General features: G+C 41.1%; 21 protein-coding genes and 1 pseudogene. 16 read left to right on the top strand and 6 right to left on the bottom strand.

Annotated elements, in window-relative coordinates; all coding sequences use genetic code 11:
• Positions 1 to 138: 138 nt before the first annotated feature.
• Both epsC and QTA56_RS08300 read right to left on the bottom strand, forming a co-directional pair.
• A complete protein-coding gene (gene epsC, locus QTA56_RS08295) occupies positions 139 to 1,077 on the bottom strand; it encodes a serine O-acetyltransferase EpsC (RefSeq protein ID WP_267980468.1) in 939 nt (312 codons plus the stop codon).
• Positions 1,078 to 1,139: 62 nt separating this feature from the next.
• The gene (locus QTA56_RS08300) at positions 1,140 to 1,649 is read right to left on the bottom strand and encodes a rhodanese-like domain-containing protein (protein WP_267980469.1); all 510 of its coding nucleotides are present in this window, start codon (positions 1,647 to 1,649) and stop codon (positions 1,140 to 1,142) included.
• A gap of 387 nt (positions 1,650 to 2,036) precedes the next feature.
• Between QTA56_RS08300 and tauA the strand changes: the two genes are divergently transcribed.
• Genes tauA through tauD form a run of 4 tightly spaced genes read left to right on the top strand, consistent with a single transcriptional unit; the run spans position 2,037 to position 5,633 of the window.
• The gene (gene tauA, locus QTA56_RS08305; RefSeq protein ID WP_267980471.1) at positions 2,037 to 3,077 is read left to right on the top strand and encodes a taurine ABC transporter substrate-binding protein; all 1,041 of its coding nucleotides are present in this window, start codon (positions 2,037 to 2,039) and stop codon (positions 3,075 to 3,077) included.
• A 9-nt stretch (positions 3,078 to 3,086) separates the two neighbouring features.
• The gene (locus QTA56_RS08310) at positions 3,087 to 3,878 is read left to right on the top strand and encodes a taurine ABC transporter ATP-binding protein (RefSeq protein WP_267980473.1); all 792 of its coding nucleotides are present in this window, start codon (positions 3,087 to 3,089) and stop codon (positions 3,876 to 3,878) included.
• The gene (gene tauC / locus QTA56_RS08315) at positions 3,875 to 4,756 is read left to right on the top strand and encodes a taurine ABC transporter permease TauC (RefSeq protein WP_267980475.1); all 882 of its coding nucleotides are present in this window, start codon (positions 3,875 to 3,877) and stop codon (positions 4,754 to 4,756) included. Before QTA56_RS08310 ends, tauC begins: the two co-directional genes overlap by 4 nt.
• 31 nt (positions 4,757 to 4,787) lie before the next feature.
• Positions 4,788 to 5,633, top strand: coding sequence for a taurine dioxygenase (gene tauD, locus QTA56_RS08320; protein WP_267980477.1), 846 nt, complete (start codon positions 4,788 to 4,790; stop codon positions 5,631 to 5,633).
• 103 nt (positions 5,634 to 5,736) lie between these two features.
• On the opposite strand, the pseudogene QTA56_RS08325 reads toward tauD, so the two are convergent.
• Positions 5,737 to 6,830, bottom strand: a pseudogene (locus tag QTA56_RS08325) (AraC family transcriptional regulator).
• 68 nt (positions 6,831 to 6,898) lie between these two features.
• Between QTA56_RS08325 and QTA56_RS08330 the strand changes: the two are divergent.
• From QTA56_RS08330 to QTA56_RS08340, 3 genes are all read left to right on the top strand, one after another.
• The gene (locus QTA56_RS08330; RefSeq protein ID WP_267980481.1) at positions 6,899 to 8,635 is read left to right on the top strand and encodes a neutral/alkaline non-lysosomal ceramidase N-terminal domain-containing protein; all 1,737 of its coding nucleotides are present in this window, start codon (positions 6,899 to 6,901) and stop codon (positions 8,633 to 8,635) included.
• Complete coding sequence (locus QTA56_RS08335) at positions 8,632 to 9,912, top strand: D-arabinono-1,4-lactone oxidase (protein ID WP_267980483.1); 1,281 nt, start codon at positions 8,632 to 8,634, stop codon at positions 9,910 to 9,912. Before QTA56_RS08330 ends, QTA56_RS08335 begins: the two co-directional genes overlap by 4 nt.
• Before the next feature lie 345 nt (positions 9,913 to 10,257).
• Complete coding sequence (locus tag QTA56_RS08340) at positions 10,258 to 11,421, top strand: alanine racemase (protein WP_267980485.1); 1,164 nt, start codon at positions 10,258 to 10,260, stop codon at positions 11,419 to 11,421.
• 58 nt (positions 11,422 to 11,479) lie between these two features.
• On the opposite strand, the gene QTA56_RS08345 is transcribed toward QTA56_RS08340, so the two are convergent.
• Positions 11,480 to 11,920 (bottom strand): universal stress protein, encoded by a 441-nt coding sequence (locus QTA56_RS08345; RefSeq protein ID WP_267980487.1) that lies wholly within the window; start codon positions 11,918 to 11,920, stop codon positions 11,480 to 11,482.
• Between the two features lie 250 nt (positions 11,921 to 12,170).
• On the opposite strand from QTA56_RS08345, the gene QTA56_RS08350 reads away from it, so the two are divergent.
• Together QTA56_RS08350 and QTA56_RS08355 are read left to right on the top strand one after the other, a co-directional pair.
• Complete coding sequence (locus tag QTA56_RS08350; RefSeq protein WP_267980576.1) at positions 12,171 to 12,461, top strand: hypothetical protein; 291 nt, start codon at positions 12,171 to 12,173, stop codon at positions 12,459 to 12,461.
• A gap of 108 nt (positions 12,462 to 12,569) precedes the next feature.
• Positions 12,570 to 13,061 carry a DUF2505 domain-containing protein gene (locus QTA56_RS08355; protein WP_267980489.1) on the top strand — a complete coding sequence of 164 codons (492 nt, stop codon included), beginning with the start codon at positions 12,570 to 12,572 and terminating at the stop codon, positions 13,059 to 13,061.
• Between the two features lie 45 nt (positions 13,062 to 13,106).
• Here QTA56_RS08355 and QTA56_RS08360 read toward each other — a convergent pair whose 3' ends face one another.
• On the bottom strand, positions 13,107 to 13,310 hold the full coding sequence (locus QTA56_RS08360; RefSeq protein ID WP_267980490.1) for an amino acid transport protein: 204 nt from the start codon (positions 13,308 to 13,310) through the stop codon (positions 13,107 to 13,109).
• Between the two features lie 133 nt (positions 13,311 to 13,443).
• On the opposite strand from QTA56_RS08360, the gene def reads away from it, so the two are divergent.
• The 4 genes from def to QTA56_RS08380 all read left to right on the top strand — a co-directional run bounded on the left by def (position 13,444) and on the right by QTA56_RS08380 (position 15,724).
• Positions 13,444 to 13,929, top strand: coding sequence for a peptide deformylase (gene def, locus QTA56_RS08365; protein WP_267980491.1), 486 nt, complete (start codon positions 13,444 to 13,446; stop codon positions 13,927 to 13,929).
• 11 nt (positions 13,930 to 13,940) lie between these two features.
• On the top strand, positions 13,941 to 14,321 hold the full coding sequence (locus QTA56_RS08370; protein WP_267980493.1) for an endonuclease domain-containing protein: 381 nt from the start codon (positions 13,941 to 13,943) through the stop codon (positions 14,319 to 14,321).
• A 183-nt stretch (positions 14,322 to 14,504) separates the two neighbouring features.
• Complete coding sequence (locus QTA56_RS08375) at positions 14,505 to 15,098, top strand: hypothetical protein (RefSeq protein ID WP_267980495.1); 594 nt, start codon at positions 14,505 to 14,507, stop codon at positions 15,096 to 15,098.
• Positions 15,095 to 15,724 (top strand): transglycosylase domain-containing protein, encoded by a 630-nt coding sequence (locus tag QTA56_RS08380; protein WP_267980496.1) that lies wholly within the window; start codon positions 15,095 to 15,097, stop codon positions 15,722 to 15,724. Before QTA56_RS08375 ends, QTA56_RS08380 begins: the two co-directional genes overlap by 4 nt.
• A gap of 106 nt (positions 15,725 to 15,830) precedes the next feature.
• On the opposite strand, the gene metH is transcribed toward QTA56_RS08380, so the two are convergent.
• Positions 15,831 to 19,517, bottom strand: coding sequence for a methionine synthase (gene metH / locus QTA56_RS08385; RefSeq protein WP_267980498.1), 3,687 nt, complete (start codon positions 19,515 to 19,517; stop codon positions 15,831 to 15,833).
• A 438-nt stretch (positions 19,518 to 19,955) separates the two neighbouring features.
• Here metH and QTA56_RS08390 point away from each other — a divergent pair, with 438 nt between their 5' ends.
• The 3 genes from QTA56_RS08390 (at position 19,956) to QTA56_RS08400 (ending at position 24,474) form a co-directional block, all read left to right on the top strand.
• Entirely contained in the window at positions 19,956 to 21,584 is a 1,629-nt protein-coding gene (locus QTA56_RS08390; RefSeq protein ID WP_267980500.1) for an inorganic phosphate transporter, read from the top strand.
• 207 nt (positions 21,585 to 21,791) lie between these two features.
• Positions 21,792 to 23,027 carry a hypothetical protein gene (locus QTA56_RS08395; protein ID WP_267980501.1) on the top strand — a complete coding sequence of 412 codons (1,236 nt, stop codon included), beginning with the start codon at positions 21,792 to 21,794 and terminating at the stop codon, positions 23,025 to 23,027.
• Between the two features lie 265 nt (positions 23,028 to 23,292).
• A complete protein-coding gene (locus QTA56_RS08400; protein ID WP_267980502.1) occupies positions 23,293 to 24,474 on the top strand; it encodes a helix-turn-helix transcriptional regulator in 1,182 nt (393 codons plus the stop codon).
• Positions 24,475 to 24,526: the final 52 nt, after the last annotated feature.

A 24,526-nucleotide genomic window follows, 5' to 3' on the forward strand; every position in this document is an offset into this window, starting at 1 on the left:
AGATAAATAACAATGAATTATTATCTTATTACTCATAAGAATATATTTATGAAAAATAAATATAAATACTGAATATGCATAATTTATGGGTTGAATCCATTCATTATTCAGGTGGCTTATATTGATTTTCCTGCATGATTAAACCTTGCTATTATGCAGTGATTCGCTTGGTGACTGTAAAATCTGGCTGCCTGCCGCAACACTGTGGGTTAGCCAGACATTTCCGCCAATAATTGAACCTCGGCCAATGGTGATGCGACCTAGAATGGTTGCTCCTGCATAAATCACCACATGGTCTTCCACAATTGGGTGACGGGCATAATCTTTTTTCAATGCACCATCATCATTCAGCTCAAAACGCTTGGCACCGAGAGTAACCGCCTGATAAATGCGGACATATTCCCCAATTACAGAGGTTTCCCCAATCACCACACCTGTACCGTGGTCGATAAAGAAACCCTTGCCAATTTGTGCGCCAGGGTGAATATCAATCCCTGTTGCGGAATGGGCCAGTTCGGAAATAATGCGGGAGAGCAGGGGAACACTGTGATAAAGCTGGTGCGCAACCCGATGATAAATAATGGCAAAAATACCTGGATAGCATAGCAGCACCTCATCCACGCTATGTGCCGCTGGATCACCCTCATAGGCAGCACAGACATCAGCATCCAGCAAACGGCGAATGTCAGGCAGGGTATTGGCAAAATCCTGCACAATGGTCTGGGCCAAAGCAATTTGCTGCTCGTAGAGCAAATGGTCATTGCTGGAGACAGGAACTTGCTTTACTCGACTTTTGGCCTCGTAATTCAGGGCCAGTTTAACCTGTGAGAACAGCTCATTCAGCACACGGTCAAGCGTATAGGCAATGTAGTAGTCCTCAGTTTCCTGGCGCAGGTCACTTGGCCCCAGCCGCATTGGAAATAAAATACCGCACAAGTCATCCAGTATGGACTTAAGCGATTCCTTTGAAGGCAGTTCACGTCCGCCAAACTCTTTGATGCGGTGTTGACGCTCACGCCATTCATGACGTGCTTGCTGTAAGCCCTCAACAACAGGCTGGATTTTCCATTTGCTCACGCTGATTCCTTGCAAAACCAAGTATTAAATTAATCCTAAAATCGCTGGGTCAAAAAGCAGCACTAATCTTGTAACCAAGGTAACTGATGTGTACGCCAGCCATTGCCTTGATTACGTTGTTGTTGCTCGTTTAAATCACCTTCAAAGCCTTCCAGCACGTTATAAACTTGGGCAAAACCCGCACTAAATGCCGCCGTTGCAGCTAAAGCAGAGCGTTTACCACTACGGCAGAGCAATAGAATGGTTTTGTCTTTGCCAACTTTGCTATCCAGTTCTTTTAGAAAGCGCGGATTGCGGTTAAAGGATGTGCCAGTTGCCCATGCGACATGAATACTTTCAGGCACATAGCCGACAAATTTACGTTCTTCATTGGTACGTACATCGACCAGGATGGCATGACCTTGTTGAACTAGAAACCATGCTTCAGCAGGTGGAATACTGCCTGTGAAATCGAGTTCATTTTCTTCCGCGTAGTGTTGTGCGCGCTGTAAGATGTCTTGTGGGTTTGCAGATAAACCGTGAGTTGTAGTAATGGATTCTACGGCTTGGGTAGAATCAAATTGAGCATTCATTTTTATAACCTTTAACATCAGCGGGATGATGTTTTTATCTTATGACTGTTTTTATATTCAGGAAAATAATCAAAATTTATTTATATATCTATTTTTGATAAATAATAGGGTTTTATTAAATGGTTGTGAATATGGATTTTAAAACTAAAAATCTTGTTTTAAATGGATTGTATGATTAGGGATTTATTTATCACAATTAAATATTTTACATTTACATAAAATCCTCACCTATATAAGTTAACCTTAAATCAAATTCAGGGTTAGTCGATATCATGATAAATCAAAAAAGCAGAACAATTCATCACTATTTATCTTTTAAATGAATAAGTAACTCATTTTTTCTTATTTTTAATCATAAGGCGTGGCCCATACCATAAGCAGATATTGTTGAAAGATCATCTAATTATGGGCATCAAGAACTCTAAGCCGCTAATTGTTACAGCGATCGTCCTTGTGGCGATTGTTGCTTTTATTGTCTATCAAAATCAAAAAGATGCTGCACCTATTCAGTCTAAAAATAACAAGGCAGTGGTGATTGCATACCAAACTGGTGTGGATCCAACCAAGGTTGCACAAGCCAATGGTGATTATGAGCGTGATAGTAATCAAGCAATTCAATGGCGTAAATTTGATGCAGGTTCAGATGTGGTCAATGCATTGGCCTCGGGTGATGTGGTGATCGGCAATATCGGTTCTAGCCCTCTGGCTGCTGCTGCAAGTCGTGATTTACCGATTGAAGTATTTTTGGTAACGGCTAAATTAGGCGGTTCAGAGGCATTGGTGGTGAGTAACAAATCAGGCATTAAAGAACCTCAAGATTTGATTGGCAAAACCATTGCCGTACCATTCGTTTCAACCACGCATTACAGCTTATTGTCAGCGCTCAAGCATTGGAATATTGTGGATAACCAAGTCAAGATTATTAACTTACGTCCACCTGAAATTACAGCAGCTTGGGAACGTGGTGATATCGATGCAACTTATGTTTGGGAACCTGCATTAAGTAAAGTCAAAGCCAGTGGTCATGTATTAACAGACTCGAAACAAGTCGGCGAGTGGGGCGCACCAACCTATGATTTATGGGTGGTTCGTAAAGATTTTGCCGAGAAAAATCCAGAGTTCTTAAAAGCCTTTGTTCAAACCAGCTTAAAGCAGATCGAAAGCTATAACCAAGATCCAAAAGCATTTGAACAAAATGTGGACAATATCCAGAAAATTGCTCAGCTGACAGGCTCTGATGTGAAAGATATTCCATTGCTTCTTTCTGGAAATATCTACCTTGATCGTCAGCAGCAGCAAACCACTTTATCAGGCGAATTTGCCAAAAATATTTTCGATACCGCAACATTCCTAAAAAGCCAAGGCAAGGTGGATCAAGTAAAACCTGATTATCAAGCTAATGTCACCACCCAATTCTTACAGCCATAGGAGATCTAAATGAGCGTATTAGCTGCCGAGCATCTTCATTTAACCTTTCCAAAACAGACCGTGCCTGTATTACAAGATATCAATCTGAAGATTGAAGAAGGCACTTTGACTGTGATTTTGGGTGAGTCTGGTTGTGGTAAAACAACATTACTGAATATTTTAGCGGGTTTTCAAAAACCAAGTTCGGGCCAGATTACACTGGATCATGAAGTCGTCACTGCGCCAGATGCACGCCGTGCGGTGGTATTTCAGGATCATGCGCTATTACCGTGGTTAAATGTCTCTGAAAATATCGGTTTTGCTTTGCAGCTCAAAGGTTTAAAAGAGCAAGAAATTCAACAGCAAGTCGATGCAATTCTTAAAATTGTTGGCTTGAGTCATGTGGCTAAAGCCAATATTTGGGAATTGTCAGGTGGCATGAAACAACGGGTTGGGATCGCACGTGCCTTGATCAGCCATGCGGCATTCATTTTATTGGATGAGCCTTTTGCTGCACTTGATGCATTTACCCGTGAAACTATGCAGCAGTTGGTGCTGGATTTATGGATTGAACAAAATAAATCATTCTTCCTGATCACACATGACATTGAAGAGGCGCTATTGCTGAGTAATCAACTGGTGTTGATGACTGCTCGTCCAGGTAAGATTGTCGAAACTTTAAAACTGGATTTCGCTGATCGTTATAAGAAAGGTGAATCGATCCGTGCAATTAAATCTGATCCTAAATTTATTCAATTACGCGAGCAATTGTTTGAACGCCTGCGTGTGCAGAAACAGACAGGGCATGAGGTGGTTGTATGACGGGTCAAGCAAAAAATACAGCCTATGAGGTGAGTAAGGCCGAGGAATTACGATCGACTAACCAAGCACAGTCTGGTTCGGTTTTTAGTCCAATTGAGGCTTTCTTTATTCGTCATCGTAGTTTAGCGCTCAGTCTTTCCAGTGTACTCAGTGTATTAGTGATCTGGTATTTGATCACGGCATTAAAAATTGTCCCGAGTTTATTTTTGCCGAGTCCCCAAGCGGTATGGCAAAAATTTCTAGAAGTCAGCCAACAAGGTTTTATGAAAGCGACCTTATGGCAGCATTTGGCAGCAAGTATTTCCCGTGTCTTATTGGCTTTAGTTGCTGCAATTACGATTGGTGTGCCTTTAGGTTTATGGATGGGGGTGAACAAATGGGTGCGTGCAGTGCTTGATCCATTGGTTGAGTTATTACGCCCAATTCCACCTTTGGCTTATTTACCATTATTGGTGATCTGGTTCGGGATTGGTGAAACCACCAAAGTACTTTTGATTTTCTTTTCAATCCTTGCGCCTGTGATTATCAGTAGTACTCATGGTGTACTCAGCCATCAGCTCAACCGCGAGCGTGCCGCCTTATCTTTAGGGGCTAGCCAGTCACAAGTGTTTTGGCATGTGATTCTGCCGACAGCCTTACCGCATATTTTAACGGGTATTCGTATTGGTTTGGGTGTGGGTTGGTCGACGCTAGTGGCTTCGGAATTAGTTGCGGCAGATCGAGGTATTGGCTTTATGGTGCAGTCAGCAGCCCAGTTCCTGATTACTGATACTGTGGTGTTAGGCATTATTGTGATTGCGATTGTCGCAGTGAGTTTTGAATTGTTTTTGCGTTGGTTACAGAAGCAATTATCTCCTTGGTATGGCCAACAGTTATAAGTGTACATTGTAGAGATGAGAGAGCTAGAAGATGACGTTAAATATTGAGGTTATTAAACCAACAATCGGTGCAATTATTCACGATGTTGATTTAAATACTGTTGATAAAAATACTACACAACAGATTCAACAAGCATTGCTGGATCATCATGTGATTTTCTTCCGCAACCAGCAGCTTGCACCTCAGGCACAAGCTGAGCTTGCTCGCGGTTTTGGTTCTTTACATATTCATCCAATTTTCCCAACGGTTGAAAATGTACCTGAAATCATTGTATTGGACAGTTGGAAACAAGACTTACGTGATAATGAGCTTTGGCATACTGATGTAACTTTCAGCCAGAAACCGCCATTGGGTTGTGTATTACAAGCGATCAAGATTCCTCCTGTAGGCGGTGATACGCTATGGTCGAGTGGGGCAGCGGCATTTGCTGCACTGGATCAAGGCTTGCAGCAAAAGTTAAAAGGCTTAACCGCAACACATGACATTCGTCAGTCTTTCCCGATTGAACGTTTTGCGCATAATGATGTTGAGCGTCAAAAACTGGAAGAAACTTTTAAGCGTAATCCACCTGTCATTCATCCTGTGGTCAGAACCCATCCCATTACGGGGCAGCCAATTTTATTCGTGAGTGAGGGCTTTACCACACGAATTAATGAATTGGATGAAACTGAAAGTTCAGAACTTTTAGCATTCTTATTTGAACATTCAACCAACGAGCAGTTCCATTTGCGTTGGCAGTGGCAGGCGGGGGATGTGGCAATTTGGGATAATCGTTGTACGCAGCATAAGGCTTTATTTGATTATGGTGATGAGCATCGGATTATGCATCGTGCCACCATTAATGGTGATGTGCCGTTTTATCAGGTGGCTAATTAGGTTTTGTGCTTGTTGGTTTTTAAATTTTTGGAAAGATTTATTCCAATTTTTGCTAATCGTTTTCGGTTTTATCTCTCTAGTGAGATACTGAAACTTACCTTAATTAAATTGGTTCTTTAGCTTGCCTATAAGTAGAAGGAGCTTGCCCAGTCCAGCGTTTAAAGGCACGTCGGAATTCGCGTAATTCACTAAAGCCCAGTTGTAGGCTAATTTCACTGATTAACAGGTTTTGTCCAAGCAGTTGTTTTGCTTTACGTTCCAGTACATTTTGTCGAATTTGTTGAAAACTTAAGCCCTCCAATAACAGTTGCCGTCTTAAATGACGTTCACTGATTTGTAGATGTTCAGCTGCCTGCTCCATCTCAAAACGTTCAGGTAAATGCTGTTCAATCAAGTGATCGAGTAGATCGGCATAACCTGCCTGATTAAGTTGGTCAATTTCCTTTAAGGTCTGCTCACAAATCAGTATCGCGGTGGCATAGTTGGCTGGACTATAATTTTTTAAGCTACGCGCTAACATGCTGGTTTTAAAACGCATGACATTTTTATCACTGTTAAACTGGATTGGGCAGCCAAATACGTTTTTATATTCTGCTAAATATTCAGTGGGTAAATAACTCAGTTCAAGGCTGATTACATCATCATGATCACCCAACATGGCGTTTAAACAGGTGATGATACTGCTAAACAATTCATCATGGAAAAAGGCTTGGAGGTCAAAAGTTGGGTTTGTTTCAGTCACTTCAAGTTGACAGTTATCTCCCTGAATTGAAAACTCGATATTGAGTACACTGCCTGAAATAGGATGATAGCGAAGTGCAATCTGTAAGGCATCAGCAACGGTTTTACAGGATTGCATGGCAAAACCCAGAATCCCCATTGAAATCAGTCCCTCGCTACTGCCAATTTTTAAACCTAAATCGGACTGTTGCTGAGCTGAGATGGCTTTTCTAATGACATCACACATTTGGGTAAAACGAACGACACCATTTGTTTGCTGGATTTGCCCTATATCCAGACCTGAATCCTTAAACCATGTTGCATAGTCCCACTGTTGTTGTTCTGCATAGTGAATCAGGCTTGCCAGAATGGTCGGTGGAATAAACTGCTGTACAGTATTTGTATGGATGGTTCGTTTAGGCATAAGTCCGTTTTGCCCCCCAAATAAAATCTTTTTCACCCTTTTGGGTATCGCATAATTTTGTTTAACTTTCAACATGCTTTATAACAGACAGCTAGAAAAAGAACTTAAAAGGAAAATACCAATGTATCAGGTTGGTTGGGATAAACAGGAAATTCAAATTACTCCAAAAGGCTATGCCATGTTTGGCTATGGGCAATGGTCACATCGTGCCTATGAAAAACGTACGGCGTTATATGCACGTAGCTTTAGTATTGTTGATCAGCAACAGCATCGACTCATTATCTGCTGTCTGGATTTAGGCTGTATTACCCATGCCATGCGCAGTCAATCCGTGCAGCGACTACAGCAAATATGGGGGCAGCAATTTGATGAAAATCAATTGGTATTGATGGCAACTCATACCCATTCTGGGCCAGGGGGCTGCGCGCATGAAGCTTTGTACAATATGCCGACCCCAGGTTTTGTGCCTGAACATTTAGGTGCAATTGTAGATGCCATTGTGCTGAGTATTCAAACGGCCATTGAACATGAACAGGACACTGAGATTTTCCTGACCACCCAGCATTTTGCCGAAGATACGCCTGTGGCGTGGAATCGTTCGATCAGGGCTTATAACCGTAATCCAGAAGTGAGGCCACATTCAGAGCGTGAAACACATTTGGCGTTAAACCGTGAAATGCAACTGATCGGTTTTTATCGGGAACAAAAATTACAGGCCTTTATTTCATTGTTTGGTGTACATGCCACCTGTCTTGGTAATAAATTAAAGGCTTATGATGGGGACAATAAAGGTTATGCCGCTGCATTTTCTGAACAAGTCTTAATTCAGCAAGGTATTCAAAATCCTGTCACCATCTTTGCCCAAGCCACCGCAGGCGATGTCTCTCCGCATTTTCATGGCAAGAACCAGCTCAAGATTCGCAATAAAATTAAGGGCGAGCAGGAATACCAATATGCACAGCAAAATGGACGCTATCAAGGTGAACTGGCTTTGGCTGCATTTCAACAGCCTTTGCAACAGGTTCAGGGAAAGATTGATGCGGTATTGTCCTATGTGGATTTAAGCAATATTGAGATTCCACCTGAATTTGCACAGAGGCAGATTGGCGCAAAAACCAGTCAACCCTGTCATGGCACCGCCTTTTTTGCAGGTACGCCTGTCGATGGTTTGGGTGCGCCAAAGCCGTTGGTGAAAGGCATGCAGTTTTTGGCAGACCAATTCCGTAAACAAAAGAGCAAAAATCCCAAGGCAGCAGATTTTGTCAACTATCAACAACTCTATGCTTCACAGGGACCGAAACAGATTCTATTGGAAGCAGGTGCCAAAAAGATTTTGGGTCAGCCGATTGGTTTTCCGCCCAGTATTCTTGATCCTCTCATTGCAGAGATGAACCGACAGGTCAAGGCAGGCGCAATTCAGCAGAGTCCATTAGTGCCAAACGTTTTGCCCTTACAGATGATTCGATTGGGGAATTTGGCAATGGTCTGCTGTCCAGGCGAGTTCACCACTATTGCAGGACAACGGGTTGTGGATACGGTAAAACAGGTATTTGCTGATCAGTCTGATATAGAACAAGTTTGGTTAGCCTGCTACTGCAATGATTATATGGGCTATGTCACCACCTACGAGGAATATCAGGAACAGGCCTATGAGGGTGGACATACCCTGTTTGGGCAATGGACGCTGGCTGCCTGCCAAAGCAAATTCAAGTTGCTGGCGGAACAATTATTGCGGGATAAAAATCAGCGTAATTATGATCAAGGCACACGACCAAAACCGATTCCAGAACAGGAACTCGCAAAAAGAACCAATCATGGCAATTTAAAAACGGCCACAAGTAAGGGAGAGACGAGATGAGTGATTTAACCCAAACGACATGGACGAACTGGTCAGGCTTTCACAAAGCAAATCCACAACAGATTCTACAGCCTGCCAATACTCAGGAATTGCAGGGTATCGTTCGGGATCATGCAAAAATACGGGTGGTCGGAGCAGGACATTCATTTACACCGTTGGTGTGTACCGATGCAACTTTATTGTCACTTGATCGAATGATGGGTGTAACCAATCTGGATGTGGAGCGCTGCCGATGTGATATTTATGCAGGCACCCATTTATATGATCTGGAACAATATTTAAAGCCCATCAATCAGGCTTTGATCAATCAGGGCGATATTGACCAGCAGAGTCTGGCTGGCGCTGTTTCAACGGGAACGCATGGCACAGGAGCTGATTTGCACTGTATTTCGGCTTATGTGGAAGCCTTTGAGTTGCTTACCGCTTCAGGTGAGATTCTGAAATGTAGCCGAACCGAAAACCCTGAAATCTTTACCGCTGGGCGTGTTTCTCTGGGGAGTCTGGGAATATTGACCAAGATCACCATGCAAAACCGCCCACGCTATAAACTGAGGGAACATATTGAGCTGTGTCCTGTTGAGGATATGATGCAACACATCCAGCAATGGAAACATCAGCATAGGCATATTGAGTGTTTTGTATTTTCCTATGAAAAACAGCTGATGCTGAAAACGCTGGATGAAACCGATGAGGAGATTTTGCCACGCAAGGAAAATTTCCCATCGGATGATACCTTGCTGACCATGTGTTCTGAACTGACCAAAAGCTTTCCCTCACTGAATCCGTATTTACAGAAATTGTTGGGTATTTTTGTCAAACCAACCACCTATATTGATTGGTCGAGCAAGATATTTCCAACGCCACGCAATACCAGGTTTAATGAAATGGAATACCAGATTCCCGTTGATCAGGGCATTGCATGTCTGGATGAGGTGTTGCATGCCTTGAGAAAGCATAAGGTTGCCACCTTTTTTCCACTGGAATTTCGCTTTGTCAAAGGCGATGATATTTGGCTTAGTCCTTTTTATCAGCAGGATTCAATTTCGATTTCAGTACATCAATATCATAAACAGGACCCACGTTTAATCTTTGATGTAGTTGAGCCAATTTTACAGAAATATAAGGGGCGGCCACATTGGGGCAAAATGCATGGCATGACCACCGCACAGCTTCGGGCGTTATACCCAAAGTGGGATGATTTTATGGCCTTGCGTCAGCAGCTTGACCCACAGGCCAAGTTTTTAAATCCATATCTGGAAAAGTTATTTTTAGGTTGATTTTAACTAAAGTTTGACTTCAATGTTTTTTAACTTATTGAAAAATAATTACCTTAACGGAGTCTTGCCGAGTTTTCATCCATTTTCAGGATAAGCCTGCGGCTCGCCTTACTTTGGTTTCGCCCAAATGAGAAGCGAATGCTTCGCAAGGAAGGCATCTTGCGCTGCTATAATCGCAGCTCACCACAAAACTCGTTGAATACCCTCAGCTAAGTTAATAAATCGCAGAAACAACATCTTATCAATGAAGTCCTGTCTCAAACAGTTGTGGATGACTTTTCCGAGTATCATATTTTTTCCGAACTCAGGTTATAAATTTCTCTTAATGAGATAGAGGATAAAAAAATGCTGGATTATTTTTTTAAACAACTTAATCTTGATCTAAAAAAGCAGGGGATAGCGACACCACAACTCATCCTGGATGAAGCTGCCTTAAAACAAAATATCCAGCATGTTCAGATAAGGCTTGCGCATGCCCAACACTTAAAACCACGTCTGGTGGTGAAATCGCTGGCTTGTCTGGACTTGCTCAAATTATTAGCAGAGCAGATCAATACCCAGCGATTTATGGTGTTCCATCAGCCGCATATCATTGCAATATTAGAAAACTTTGCCGAAGCGGATATTTTGCTGGGCAAGCCGATGCCAGCCCAAGTGGTACACCATTTCTATCAACAACATTCGCAATGGTCTGATGCAAAGATTCAATGGCTGGTGGATACCACACAACGCCTACAGCAATATCTGGAGATAGCCCGCAGCTATTCGATTTGCCTGCAAGTGAATATTGAAATTGATGTCGGCTTGCATCGTGGTGGGGTGCAGTCAACCCAGCAACTCACCGAAATATTAAAGCTGATTCAGCAATATCCGCAGTATTTAAAACTGTCGGGTTTAATGGGTTATGATGCGCATGTCACTAAGATTCCAGCCTTGATTAAAAAAACAGAACTGGCCTATCAGCAATCACAACAGATTTATACCCATTACCAAAAGCTGATCCAAAAACAGTTTCCTACACTGTGGAATGATAATCTTTGTTTCAATGGCGGGGGAAGTCCTACTTTCAGTTTTCATACGACTGAAAGTGTCTGCAATGACTTATCCTTTGGTTCGATGCTATTAAAACCGAGTGATTTTGACAGTGATTTTTTAAGGGCATTGCAGCCCGCATTGTGGATTGCAGCACCTGTATTAAAAGTTCTGCCTTATACCCAGCTTCCAGCCATGTCTGTGCTGGATAAATTGCCACACAAATCCAAAGCCCTGTTTATTTATGGCGGATATTGGCTGGCCACTTATGTCTATCCGAAACAATGCCATCCACATATCTTATATGGGCGGAGTAGCAATCAGGAACTGGTAAATGTTCCCAAGGATTGTGAAATTCAGGTCGATGATTTTGTGTTTTTAAGACCAACGCAAAGTGAGGCAATTATTCCGCAATTCTCAGTATTAAAACTTTATAAGCAACATGCTTTTGCAGCATGGGAAACATTTCGAGAATAAAATACCTCAAGAAAAACCTTGTTGTAGAACACAAGGTTTTTCCATTGAGAACAGGATGTTATTGCTTAACGATCAGCACAGGAATATGTGATTCAGTTAAAACGGCACGAGCAACGCTACCCAATAGCAGACGTTTTACCCCTGTACGTCCATGAGAACCCATAATGATGAGATCGGCTCCCACCTCATCGGCTACAAAGATAATGCCTTCACTCGCTGGGCCATGATGGATTTTTGTCGCGACACTGATGCCATCACGGACAAAAGATTGGGCAATATCCTGAAGCTGGGTTTTGGCATGGGTTTCAGCCTGCATAAAATGATCGGTAATTGCTGGCGCAACCTGATAAAAGTCCACGCCAACAAAAGGGTCAACTGCAACCACACTCAGGATGGTCACTTTTGCTCCTGATAATTTTGCTAAGGAAAGGGCGTGTTCAACCGCTGCGTAGGAAATAGGAGAATCATCAACAGCGACTAAAATATTTTGGTAAGACATATTTACTCCTTATTGTTTATCGTTGTAAAAAGATAAAAGTACTATATAGGTTGATACCATATTGAACGCGGTCTAGCAAATAAGAGCATGATCGAAAATAACTGATAACACAGAAAATAACGTGGAAAAACTGGAAAATTCCCAGCAAAATATAACGCTAGGAAAATCACAGTATTTTTGTAATTCGGCTAAATATTAACTTTAGATATGATGTTGAAATTTAACTCTATCTATAATTATGGAAACGTTTGTGCTACTGAGTCTGGATGCGTTTAAACAGCAAAAATTTGATCAGGTCGCTGCCAGGATTATGGACGACCCCGATACCTATCTGGCTTTTGACTCAGTTTCAGATTTCTATAAAGCCACATGGCTGGATGAGTTTCCACAGGGCACCACATGGTCAGCGACAGGACTGGATGATGGCGCTGAACACTTTTATGCCGTGATTGAATACGGTAGCCATTACCTATACATCAGCCGTACCGAACGCGTAACGGTAAAACTATGTATGCGACATCATTACAATAAAAATAACTAATCCGTGCAGTCACCCATTTTTTCAAGATGATGCTTTGTTCTACAAAAGAGAGTGCTATAATTTTGCGCAATCCCGAAATCCTAAATACAATGAAACGGAAGTTTAAAGATGGCACATCAATTTACGGTTAATGAAACAATTCACGGTGTTTCAATTGAAGATTTTTCAAGACTGGTTGCCGACACCTCATTGCATGAAGCAGTGTGTAAGCGTATCCCAGGCGAGAATCTGGAAATTATTGAATCCAACATCAATGGCGATATTTATACCCTACGCCGTGAATATAACCTTGATGTGAATATTCCAGAAGTTGCGAAAAAACTATTAAAAAATGCGTTCCGTTTAAAGCGTGCGGATATTACCCATTTGAAAAACCTGACTTCAACGGTTGAGCTGGGTGCAAACCTGCCGCTGGAGGCGAAAGCTGAGCGTAAGGTAACAGGTAACGGTGACAAAGTAGACATTACCCTGACTTGGACTGTAAAGGTAAAAGTACCTTTGATTGGTGGGATGCTTGAAAAGCATGCAGAGGGCGAAATTCGCAAGTTTAGCCAACTTGAGATTGAAATTGTTGAAGATGAATTAAAGAAAAACCTTTAATTTAGATGCGATAAAAGAACTCTCCGTAAGGGGAGTTTTTTGTTTTTAGAAGCGCAGAAAATAGGGTAGAAGCGAAAGGATGACACCAATCACACTCAGTAAAGTGGTACTTTCTATAAAGTAAGGATAAATCATCAGAATTAGGCCGCAGGCTAGGGGGATGGTCATTTTCTGCTTTTTACCATACATAAAATAGCCTAAGCCAATCGAGCTAAAGATCACACCAAGAAAAAGCTGGGTCGCGTTCATTGTGATTTGCCATACGTTATTTTTATCGTGCATATACTATGACAAGATTCTTAAATGAAAATTATGGCAACCCGATTCAATATCCCATACGATATTATTTACGATTTGGTCAAAACAATTATAAGGTTATGTGATGAGTGTGATTTTACCTGTGGCACAGCGTGGTGAAGAAATTTTAAAGCTGAAAGCGGCATTGGTGGCAGATGCGGAATTTAATAGTGAATGGTTGATGGGGCTTGCATCTGCCATGCATGCCACCATGCTTGAGCGTAATGGTGTTGGAATTGCAGCACCACAGGTTTATATTTCCAAGCGTGTGATTATTGTGGCATCCCGACCAAACCCACGTTATCCCGATGCACCTGAGATAGATGCAGTGGTGATGGTGAATCCTGAGATTTTAGAGTTTTCCCAAGCGACTTGTTTGGGTGAAGAGGGGTGTTTGAGTGTGCCAAATGAACGTGGGCAGGTTGAACGTGCTCAAGTGGTGAAAGTGCGTTATTACACTTTACAGGGTGAAGTGATTGAAACGAGCTATGAGGGTTTTCCTGCACGGATTGTTCAGCATGAAGTTGATCATTTGGATGGGGTGTTGTTTGTGGAAAGGTTGAGGGTTTAAAAATATAAAATATGAAACCGTATAATAAAAATTTAAAGCAGCCATCCCGTGACTTACGAAATAATATGACGGATGCTGAACAATTACTTTGGCAAAGATTACGCCGTAAGCAAATCTTGGGATTACAGTTTTATCGGCAAAAACCACTTCTAAATTTTATTGTGGATTTCTATTGTCCCACAGTAAATTTAGTAATTGAATGTGATGGCGGACAGCATTTTACAGAAGACGGTTTGGTAGCAGATCAAAATCGAGATTATGCTCTGAGTGAATTAGGGCTTAGGGCGCTGAGATTTAGCAATCATCAGATTTTGACTGAGACTGATGCTGTGATGGAGCAGGTTTATTATATTGCTAAACATAGATTGGAATTCCCCTCTTGCGAAACGTAGTTTCTCACCTTTGGTAAAGGGGGGGCTTGCCACGAATTTGATGATGGTTTTTGATTCAAGGTACTCCCTCCTTTTTAAAGGAGGGTTGGGCAGGATTAATAAATATGTGGTTGAATAGAATTTAAAGTTTTTTATAAAGTTTAGAAATTTATTATTTAGTATGGGGAATATATGAGTATACCTATGACTGCTAGTTTCATCTTTGAGGATTTTGCATTAGGGGATGTTTGGGAAGCTGTTCTTGCTGCTATAATTATTGCAATAGTTTTTTTCTGGGTTAGAGAAAGAGTTTTTGGAATTCCAGATTTTTCAGGTCAATGGTATTTAAAATCAAAAACAAATACAACTGCATATAGGCCTTATGAAAAAATGGAGTTACAACATAATTTATTTTTAAGATTAGAGGGAAATAATATAAGAGGTGCTTCTGAAAAAATTTACGAAGATTCAAGTTATGGGAAAAGAAAAACACATCGGAGACATATTTTAGAATATACAGGTAAGAATAGAGCACGAGCTAGTATAGAAGGTTCGATTCAAAAGAATATCTTTGGTCCAGATATATTGACTTTACATGCGACAGAATATGGTGAAAAAAGACAATCAACTATTTATTGTCGTTTTGAATTGAAGAAAAAGTATTTCTTTTTTAGTGATCGTATGGCAACAAGGTTTGATGGAGATTTTTATTCTATGGTTGCTGATCAAAGAGGAATAGTTTGTCTATCCAAAACACCATTTCAGAAGTTTATTCCTGAAGTTCGAGAAAAAGTATGAGAATTTTATACTTTTTCTTAACGACTCCATTTTATGTTTTAGGCAAGGTCTTTATATTTTTTAATTTAGATAATTCAAATAATGATTTTTTAAAATGTTGTAATTATTTAGAAAATTTAGATATATTATTAGACGATGAAATTATAAAAATATTATATTTAGCAGAAGATCATAGATCTAATTTTCATTATGGTATTGATCACTACGCTATGTTGAGGGCAATTTATTTTACGCATGTAAGGAAAGAGTTTCAAGGAGCAAGTACTGTAGCTCAGCAATTTGTAAGAGTCATTACGGGACGGTATGAAAGGACTTTATTTCGTAAATTAAGGGAACAACTATTGGCAGTTTTAATTACTTATGAGTTCAATACTAAGATTATTGGGACTGCATATTTAAATATAGCATTTTTAGGATCTGGAATGAATGGTTTGACTGGCTATTTAAGGCGTAAAAAAATATTTTTGGATCAGCTTGATACATTAGAGAAAATAAAAATAGTTAGCAGATTAAAGTATCCAGAGCCTATTAAAGATAAAGAAAGATGGTCATTTAAAATGAAAGTTAGAGTGGGAAATATTCAGTCTAAAATTGTAAAGTACAAATCCCTCCCAACCTCCCTTTGAAAAAGGGAGGAGCTGTCACATAATTCATTTAATTACATGACATCCTCCTCTTTTTAAAGAAAGTGAGAAGCATTGCTTCGTAAGGGAGTTAAAAGGACTTTCTAAATTACCCAATCGAATCATCCAAATTCGGTGCTAACCAACGTTTCGCTTCATCCAGTGTCCAACCTTTACGCTTCGCATAATCTTCAAGCTGATCTTGTGAGATTTTACCCACATTAAAGTAGTCACTGTCAGGATGTGAATAATAGAAACCACTCACCGAAGATGGTGGCATCATGGCAAAGTGTTCAGTCAGCTTTGTTCCAATTTTTTCCTCAGAACCTAACCAGTCAAACAATACTGCTTTTTCCGAATGTTCAGGGCAGGCAGGATACCCTGGTGCAGGGCGAATACCCACATATTTCTCTTTGATCAGTTCTTCATTATCCAACACTTCATCGGCTTTATAGCCCCAGAACTCTTTACGGATACGCTCATGCAAATGCTCGGCAAATGCTTCAGCAAAACGATCCGCCAAAGACTGTACTAAAATCGCTGAATAATCATCACCTTTGGCTTTATATTCATTTGCCAATTCTTCTGCACCGAAAATAGATACTGTAAAGCCACCAAGATAATCGGTATTGTCTTTAGAAGTGCTGATATAGTCAGCCAAAGACAAGTTTGGCTTACCTGTGACTTTATCGGACTGTTGGCGTAAATGTTCAAAGGTATGTGTGACATTCTGACTGTTTTCATCAAACACACTCACGGTATCCGCATCGGTACGTTGTGCAGGATATAGACCAAACACGGCACGGGCATCAAAACGTTGATTGTCGATAATGTCTTTTAGCATAATTTGTGCCTGATTATATAAATCAGTGGCTGCTTCACCCACCACTTCATCTTCCAGAATTTTCGGGAACTTGCCCGCCAAGCTCCATGAGATAAAGAAAGGAGTCCAGTCAAAATAGGGTACTAAGGTTTCAAGTGGATAATTTTTAAGAACCTGCGTACCTAAAGCATTTGGTTTTGGCGGTACATAGTTATCATCAATTTTAAAGCCATTTTCAATGGATTCGGCATAGCTCAATTTAGCTGCTTTTGGTTGCTTGTTGGCTAAACGCTCACGAATCTTGGCATATTCAGCACGATGTTCGGCAATAAAGTTACCACGCATTTCCTGAGACAGTAGAGTCGTCGCTACACCCACAGCACGAGAGGCATCTGCCACATAAATCACAGCATCATTTGAATATTGTGGGTCAATTTTAACTGCGGTATGGGCTTTAGAAGTAGTTGCACCACCAATCAATAAAGGAATGCTAAAACCTTTACGCTGCATTTCTTTAGCAACAAATACCATTTCATCCAATGATGGTGTGATCAGGCCAGATAAACCAATAATGTCACATTTTTCATCAATCGCGGTTTGCAGGATTTTTTCACAAGGCACCATCACGCCCAAGTCAACAATATCATAGCCATTACAACCCAAGACCACGCCTACAATATTTTTACCAATATCGTGTACATCGCCTTTAACGGTTGCCATCAGGACTTTACCTTTGGACTGGCTACCTGTTTTTTCTGCTTCAATGTACGGATTTAACCAAGCCACCGCTTGTTTCATGACACGGGCAGATTTCACCACTTGTGGTAGGAACATTTTCCCTGAGCCAAACAAGTCGCCGACCACGTTCATGCCATCCATTAATGCACCCTCAATCACATCAAGGGGACGCTTGGCTTTTAAACGGGCTTCTTCGGTATCTTCATCAATATAAGTGGTAATACCTTTCACTAAGGCATATTCAAGACGTTTCTCAACAGACTGATTACGCCATTCAAGGTTTTCAGCCTCTTTGGCTGCACCGCCGTGACTACGATATTTTTCTGCAACTTCAAGTAATTTTTCAGTGGCTTCTTGTCCACTTTCACCCTGATTTTGGTTCAGGATAACGTCTTCAACCGCATCTTTCAGTTCTTTGGGAATATCATCATAGATTGCCATTTGTCCAGCATTGACAATTCCCATAGTCATGCCTTGTTTGATGGCATAATAAAGGAACACAGAGTGAATCGCTTCACGCACAGGTTCATTACCACGGAAAGAGAAAGATACGTTAGACACACCACCTGAAATCATGGCATGTGGCAAGTTTTGTTTAATCCAGCCTGTCGCTTCAATAAAATCGACACCGTAGTTATTATGTTCTTCAATTCCTGTTGCGACAGCAAACACGTTTGGATCGAAAATGATGTCTTCGGCAGGGAAGCCCACATCATTCACCAACACATCATAAGAACGTTTACAGATCTCACGTTTACGTGCAGCCGTATCTGCCTGACCTGTTTCATCAAATGCCATGACGATAATCGCTGCACCGTATTGACGGCATAGGCGAGCTTTTTCGACAAACTCATCATAACCCTCTTTGAGGGAAATCGAGTTCACCACAGGTTTACCTTGAACGCATTTCAAACCCGCTTCAATGATTTCCCATTTAGATGAGTCGATCATAATCGGTACACGGGAAATATCAGGTTCAGACGCCACCAAATTCAGAAAATGCACCATCGCATTTTGCGAATCGAGCATCCCTTCATCCATGTTGATGTCAATAATCTGTGCGCCAGCTTCAACCTGTTGCTGTGCAACTTCCAGAGCTTCGGCAAAGTTTTCTTCACGGATTAAACGCAGGAATTTTTTTGAACCTGTGACGTTGGTACGTTCACCCACATTGACAAATAGTGAATCATCATAAATGTTAAATGGCTCTAAACCACTGAGGCGACAAGCAGGTTTGGTTTCAGGAATTTGACGTGGCTTGATGTCTTTAACAGCATGATAAATGGCACGGATATGGTCTGGCGTTGTACCACAACAACCACCTGTAATATTGATGAGACCACTTTCAGCAAACTCTTTTAAGAAAGCTGCGGTTTGCTCAGGCGTTTCATCATATTCACCAAAGGCATTTGGCAAACCAGCGTTTGGATGCGCTGAAACAAAAGTATCAGCAACATCGGCAATGGTTTTAACGTGTGGGCGCATCGCATCTGCACCCAAGGCACAGTTAAAACCAATCGACAATAAATCACCATGACGCACTGAGTTCCAAAAGGCTTCGGCGGTTTGACCTGTCAGGGTACGACCAGAGGCATCGGTAATGGTGCCCGAAATCATTAAAGGCAATTCATAACCCAATTGCTTAAAGACTTCTTTAACCGCAAAAATCGCTGCTTTACAGTTCAGCGTATCAAACACCGTTTCAATTAGGATAATGTCTGCGCCACCTTCGATGAGGGCATGGGTAGCTTCAATATAGTTTTCTTTTAGTTCATCAAAGGTAATGTTGCGGAAAGCAGGGTCATTTACATTTGGTGAAATTGAGCAGGTGCGGGAAGTGGGACCAAGCACACCTGCAACAAAACGAGGCTTGTCTGGGGTGGAATATTTTTCACAGGCTTGTTTGGCGAGCCGAGCCGCTTCACGGTTGATCTCTGGAACGAGGTCTTCCATGTGGTAGTCAGACATGGAAACACGGGTGCCGTTAAAGCTGTTGGTTTCAATAATGTCTGCGCCAGCATCCAGATAGGCTTCATGAATGCCCTGAATAATCTGTGGCTGCGTTAATACCAGTAAATCATTGTTGCCTTTAAGGTCTGATGCCCAATCTGCAAAGCGTTCACCACGATAATCTTCTTCTTGTAATTTATGGCGTTGAATCATGGTTCCCATTGCACCATCAATAATCAGGATACGCTGGGCAAGAAGTGATTTCAGGGTGGCAAGTGTGGACATAAGGAACCCCAGTACATAGCAAGTTTAAAAAGCAGTCGCATTGTAACAGAAGCTACGCCAAAGCGTGTATTTTCAATGCCCAGTCAGGGTGATTCATCAGACCAAATGGAAAATGTCATAAAAACTTCATTAAGTTGTCATAATTGAGCTGAATAATGCTTAAAAAGAACGCAAATAATCTGAAATATGACAGTAAGATGTCATATTTCATTGTATTTGTTGCAAAATCAGACAAACAGTTTTGGTTTAAAATTATTTTTATTAACATGCTGTTTTTAATAATTAATTTTTTAAAAAATAGTGAGATTGTCCTAATAAAATCCCAGAAAATGTGACAAAACTATGAAATTTTGGCTTCATGTGACAGTCCTTTGTCATATAATTGTCATAATTTAATTAAACAATACAGGGGATTTAATTATCCTCTTGCCGTCATACATGAATTCTAATCTTCCTCCTGTTTCGGATTCACCGCTTGCCAGTTCACAGGCAAAATCGACGAATGTGCATGTTCCTACACCGAAATTCTTTATGCCGGTGTTTTTAACAATTATTATTGCAACACTTATTTATATTGGTTTTCAGGTGAGCGCTGATTTGGCGCATGTTCCACCATTAAGTTTATATTCAGTTATTCTTCTATCAACGGCACTTTTTATTGCGCTGGGCTTTGAGTTTGTCAATGGCTTTCACGATACAGCAAATGCTGTCGCGACGGTGATCTACACCAATGCATTGCCTGCTCCTGTGGCTGTCATGTGGGCGGGCTTCTGTAACTTCCTTGGAGTTATGGTGGCGAGTGGTGCGGTTGCATACGGTATTATTGCCTTGCTTCCTGTTGAACTCATTATGAATGTGGGAAGCGGGGCTGGTTTTGCCATGGTGTTCGCCATGTTGATTGCCGCAATTTTATGGAATTTGGGGACCTGGTTTCTGGGCATTCCAGCATCAAGTTCACATACCCTGATTGGTTCGATTTTAGGTGTAGGTATTATGAACTACATTCTAAATTCGAGTAACGGTGGTGCATCTGGCATAGATATGGATCAGGTGATTAAGGTCGGTAAGGCCTTACTGTTCTCTCCACTGATTGGTTTCGCCTTTGCGGCTATTGTCTTTTTATTGGTAAAAACAGTTTTTAAGCGTCAACTAGAACTGTTCCAGCCGCCAGAAGGCAACAAGCCACCACCACCATTAATTCGTGCCATTCTGATCTTTACCTGTACAGGTGTAAGCTTTGCGCATGGTTCAAATGATGGGCAAAAAGGTATGGGGCTGATCATGTTGATTCTGATTGGTTTGGTGCCGTTGGCGTATTCTTTAAACAAGAATCTTGATGCAAAACACTTACAGTCATTTGAACAACTTTCAGTACAAACAGCGACTGTGCTTAATGTCAATCAAAATGAGCTGACAGATGCCAAAGCACGTGATGTGCTAACCAAATACATCCAGACCAAAGAACAGACACCTGAGGTTGTGCCTGCACTTGCCAGCATGACTGCACATTTGGGTGAGCGTGTTGCCAATTATGGTGACTTGAAAGCCATTCCAGAGGCAGCGGTAAGTGAAATCCGTAATGATATGTACTTAAGTACCACCACATTCAAGCGTCTGGATAAGGCTGAGGCTTTACCTGAGATGAGTCAGGATCAGGCAAAAGTTGTAAAAGAATACCGTGGTAACCTGGATTCATTCCTGCAATATATCCCGAACTGGGTGAAAGTTGCGGTGGCCTTGGCCTTGGGTCTGGGTACGATGGTGGGCTGGAAACGTATCGTGGTGACTGTAGGCGAGCGTATTGGTAAGAACCACATGACCTATGGGCAGGGGATGTCGGCTGAACTGGTTGCGATGAGTACAATTGCTGCTGCTGATGGCTTGGGTATGCCTGTATCCACAACCCACGTTTTAAACAGCGCGGTTGCAGGGACGATGGTTGCCAACAAGTCTGGGCTGAACTTTGCGACAGTGAAAACAATCCTTTCTGCATGGATATTTACCTTGCCAGCAACGATTGCAATCTCAGGTGGATTATATTGGTTGTTCCTCCAGTTCGTGTCCTGATTACAAAGAATTGAATCTAATATTTTAAATGCCTTGCTTCAGCAAGGCTTTTTTTTGATCCAATTACCTGTTTTGCATTGCTTTATCTGATAAAACATAAAAAGTCTATTCCTCAAATGAGGAATGTTTTTTTAACAAAAAATAACATACCATCTACCAGTTGAAATATTTGTTTTTTGAAACGGATTCATTCGGGGGAATGGTTAAATGAATATCAAGATTTGGACAACGGGTCTAGCAATTGCTGTGATGGGAACAGGTTCAGTATTTGCAAAAGATATCTTCACTGCTGAAGTGCAGGTGGATGGTGTGACCCAGATGATTGGCTATAACAAGATCCTGAATGTTGCCGATCAGTATGAATCTGAAAATATGCGTAAAATATTCCCAAATTATTCAGATACATCAGCAGTGAATGCAAAACTTGATTTGCGTAGTGTTCCTGTCAACATCAGTTATGCCCAGAACTCATCTACCTTGGTTTTCAAGATTCCATCTTTAGGTATTGAGCGTAGCTATACGGGTGCAACCCGCGAGGAAAGTAAGGAAAAATTTGTTGATGCGCTGGAAGGCATGGATAAAGACCTGTTAAAGGCATTAACCAAGGAATGGGTAAAGAACTCACCAATTGACCCAGTTGCAGGCAACCCAACCAGCTTGCTTTCAAATATGGCTGTTTCAATGACAGATAGTTTATCTGACATGGCAACCAATCAGGCATTCGGCTTAAAAGACCAGTCATCTTCCAGTTTTTCAATGATGCCGCGTTTTGGCCGCTATACCCAACAAGGCTATGGTCTCAATGTTTATAACCTGCCATTGGCTTATTCACATTGGTTTGACTCCAAAAAAATGGGTTTGGTGATTGATGCGCCAATTACCCTGGTGGATACAGAAGATGCACTTTCTGGCAGCCTGAATCTTGGGGTAGGCCTTAACTTCCAGGTGACTTCAAATGATGCAATGACCTGGTATCTCATGCCACAGGTCCGTGTTGGTGCAACAGGATCACAGGATTTTGGTACAGCGGCACTGATTTATGGTGGAGGGTTAAGCAGCAACGCCCAATTCCCAATCACTGAGCATTCCAATATCTCTATCATCAACATGATTTCTTACTATAAAACGGATGCGCTGCAAGTGGGTGATTTTGACAGTGGTTATGACTTGCAAAACACCATTTTCCGTAATGGGGTGGAGTATAGCCATGTCCTGCATAAAACAGTTGCAGGCAGTCCATTGATTGCCAAGTTGCAGTATGCAAGAACAGATTTCTATGGCGCTCAACTGTATTCTGATTTCCAGCATGATCTTTCTGGCTCGATTGGTTTTAAAAACCTAAAACCAAAAGCATGGATTGATGAATACCGTGTTGGATTTACCTACACCTACGCGGACAATAACCTAAAAGGCTTTATGGTAAACGCGGGTTATACATTCTAATGTGTCTGATCTAAAAATTATTCCCCAGATGAGGAATGGTTTTTAGACTGGTTTATCTATTAAGATAACAAGAATGATAATCTAGTGATGGATTTTCCATTTTAATGGAATCACATGACTGGGTAGCTTACCTTTACACTCCGCCATTCCCTGTATAGGGAATGGCTTTTTTTATCCTGTTTTGTAGAGATGTATTTTAAATACTTGAAATAACAAATTAAATACAATATGGTGATAAGGGAATGAAACTTGATACATAAATGTAATGGACTTACTTGAAAATTACTATAATGAATTATGTGAGCTGATTTATCAGATTCCCCTAAATAAAGATGGATGGTTTAACTTTTCCAAAGAATTACTTAAAATCTTGAATGTGTCTTATGTGCATATTCAGGCCATCGACTTTTCTTATAATGTATTGTCCTTTAGCAATGGTGTTGGTTCACTGCCATTAGAGGCGTATGCCTCGGCTGAATTGGATTATCTGCGTTATCCAACTGAGGCAGACCCACGCTGGGGGAAATTTCTGGACCCTGAACGAAAGGGCTGGTATCAATGCCATACGCATGTACCTGAAGAATTTGTGGAAAATTCTGATTTATATCAGAAAATCCTTTTGCCTTATGGTCTAAGGTATGTGGCAACCCATGAACTGATTCTGGATGAAAAGCTATGCGTGTTCTGGAGCGTGAGTAGCTCACAGCAACGGCAGCCACTGAATCCACAGGAGTTGGAATTTCTGGATCGCTTATTGCCACATTTAAAGCGTATTGTTATGGCACAGCGACATTTATATGAATTTTCCCTGGATAATATCGTTGGCTATAACCTGATTGATAAACTCAACCAGCCAATTATGCTGCTGAATTTGTCTGGGCAGGTTGTGCACAACAATCCAGTGATGCTTGGTTTCTTGGAAGAAAATGAATGTGTGCAGGTCATTGATCAGCGATTGACTTTACCTGAAAAAGATCAGATTCAGTTTTTAGAAAAGCTTTATCAAATTGAGGAGGCATTTCGATACAAGCAAGCACAGTTAGAACAGTATAAGGACATAAAGTTTTTAATTACAGAAACAGAGCATAGCTTATCCTGCACAATCAATTTACTGGCTTCTGAAAAAGAAATGTCATTTTTTGGTATTCGCCCCTTGGTGATGCTGAGTTTTGATGATGCGCCAATGGCATTAAGGGATGAACAAGAGAATAAGCAAAAATATCATTTAAATCATCAATATTTAAAACAAACCTATAATCTGACCAAAAGAGAACTAGAGCTTTGTGACCTGTTTGTGAATGGCATGAATCTGGAACAGGTTGCAGAGCAAATGGGATTGACCCGAAGCTCGATACGCACCTATCTTAGAAATATCTTTGCAAAAACGCCTTGTAGTTCTCAGGTGGAACTGATGCAGTTACTCATGAGTATCCGTAGCTCATATTAAGCCAGAGTAGAATTTTATTTCAGCGAAAGCTTAAATTTTGCTTAAAACATCC

The sequence above is a fragment of the Acinetobacter thutiue genome (assembly GCF_030385805.1).
Taxonomy (GTDB): Bacteria; Pseudomonadota; Gammaproteobacteria; order Pseudomonadales; family Moraxellaceae; genus Acinetobacter; species Acinetobacter corruptisaponis.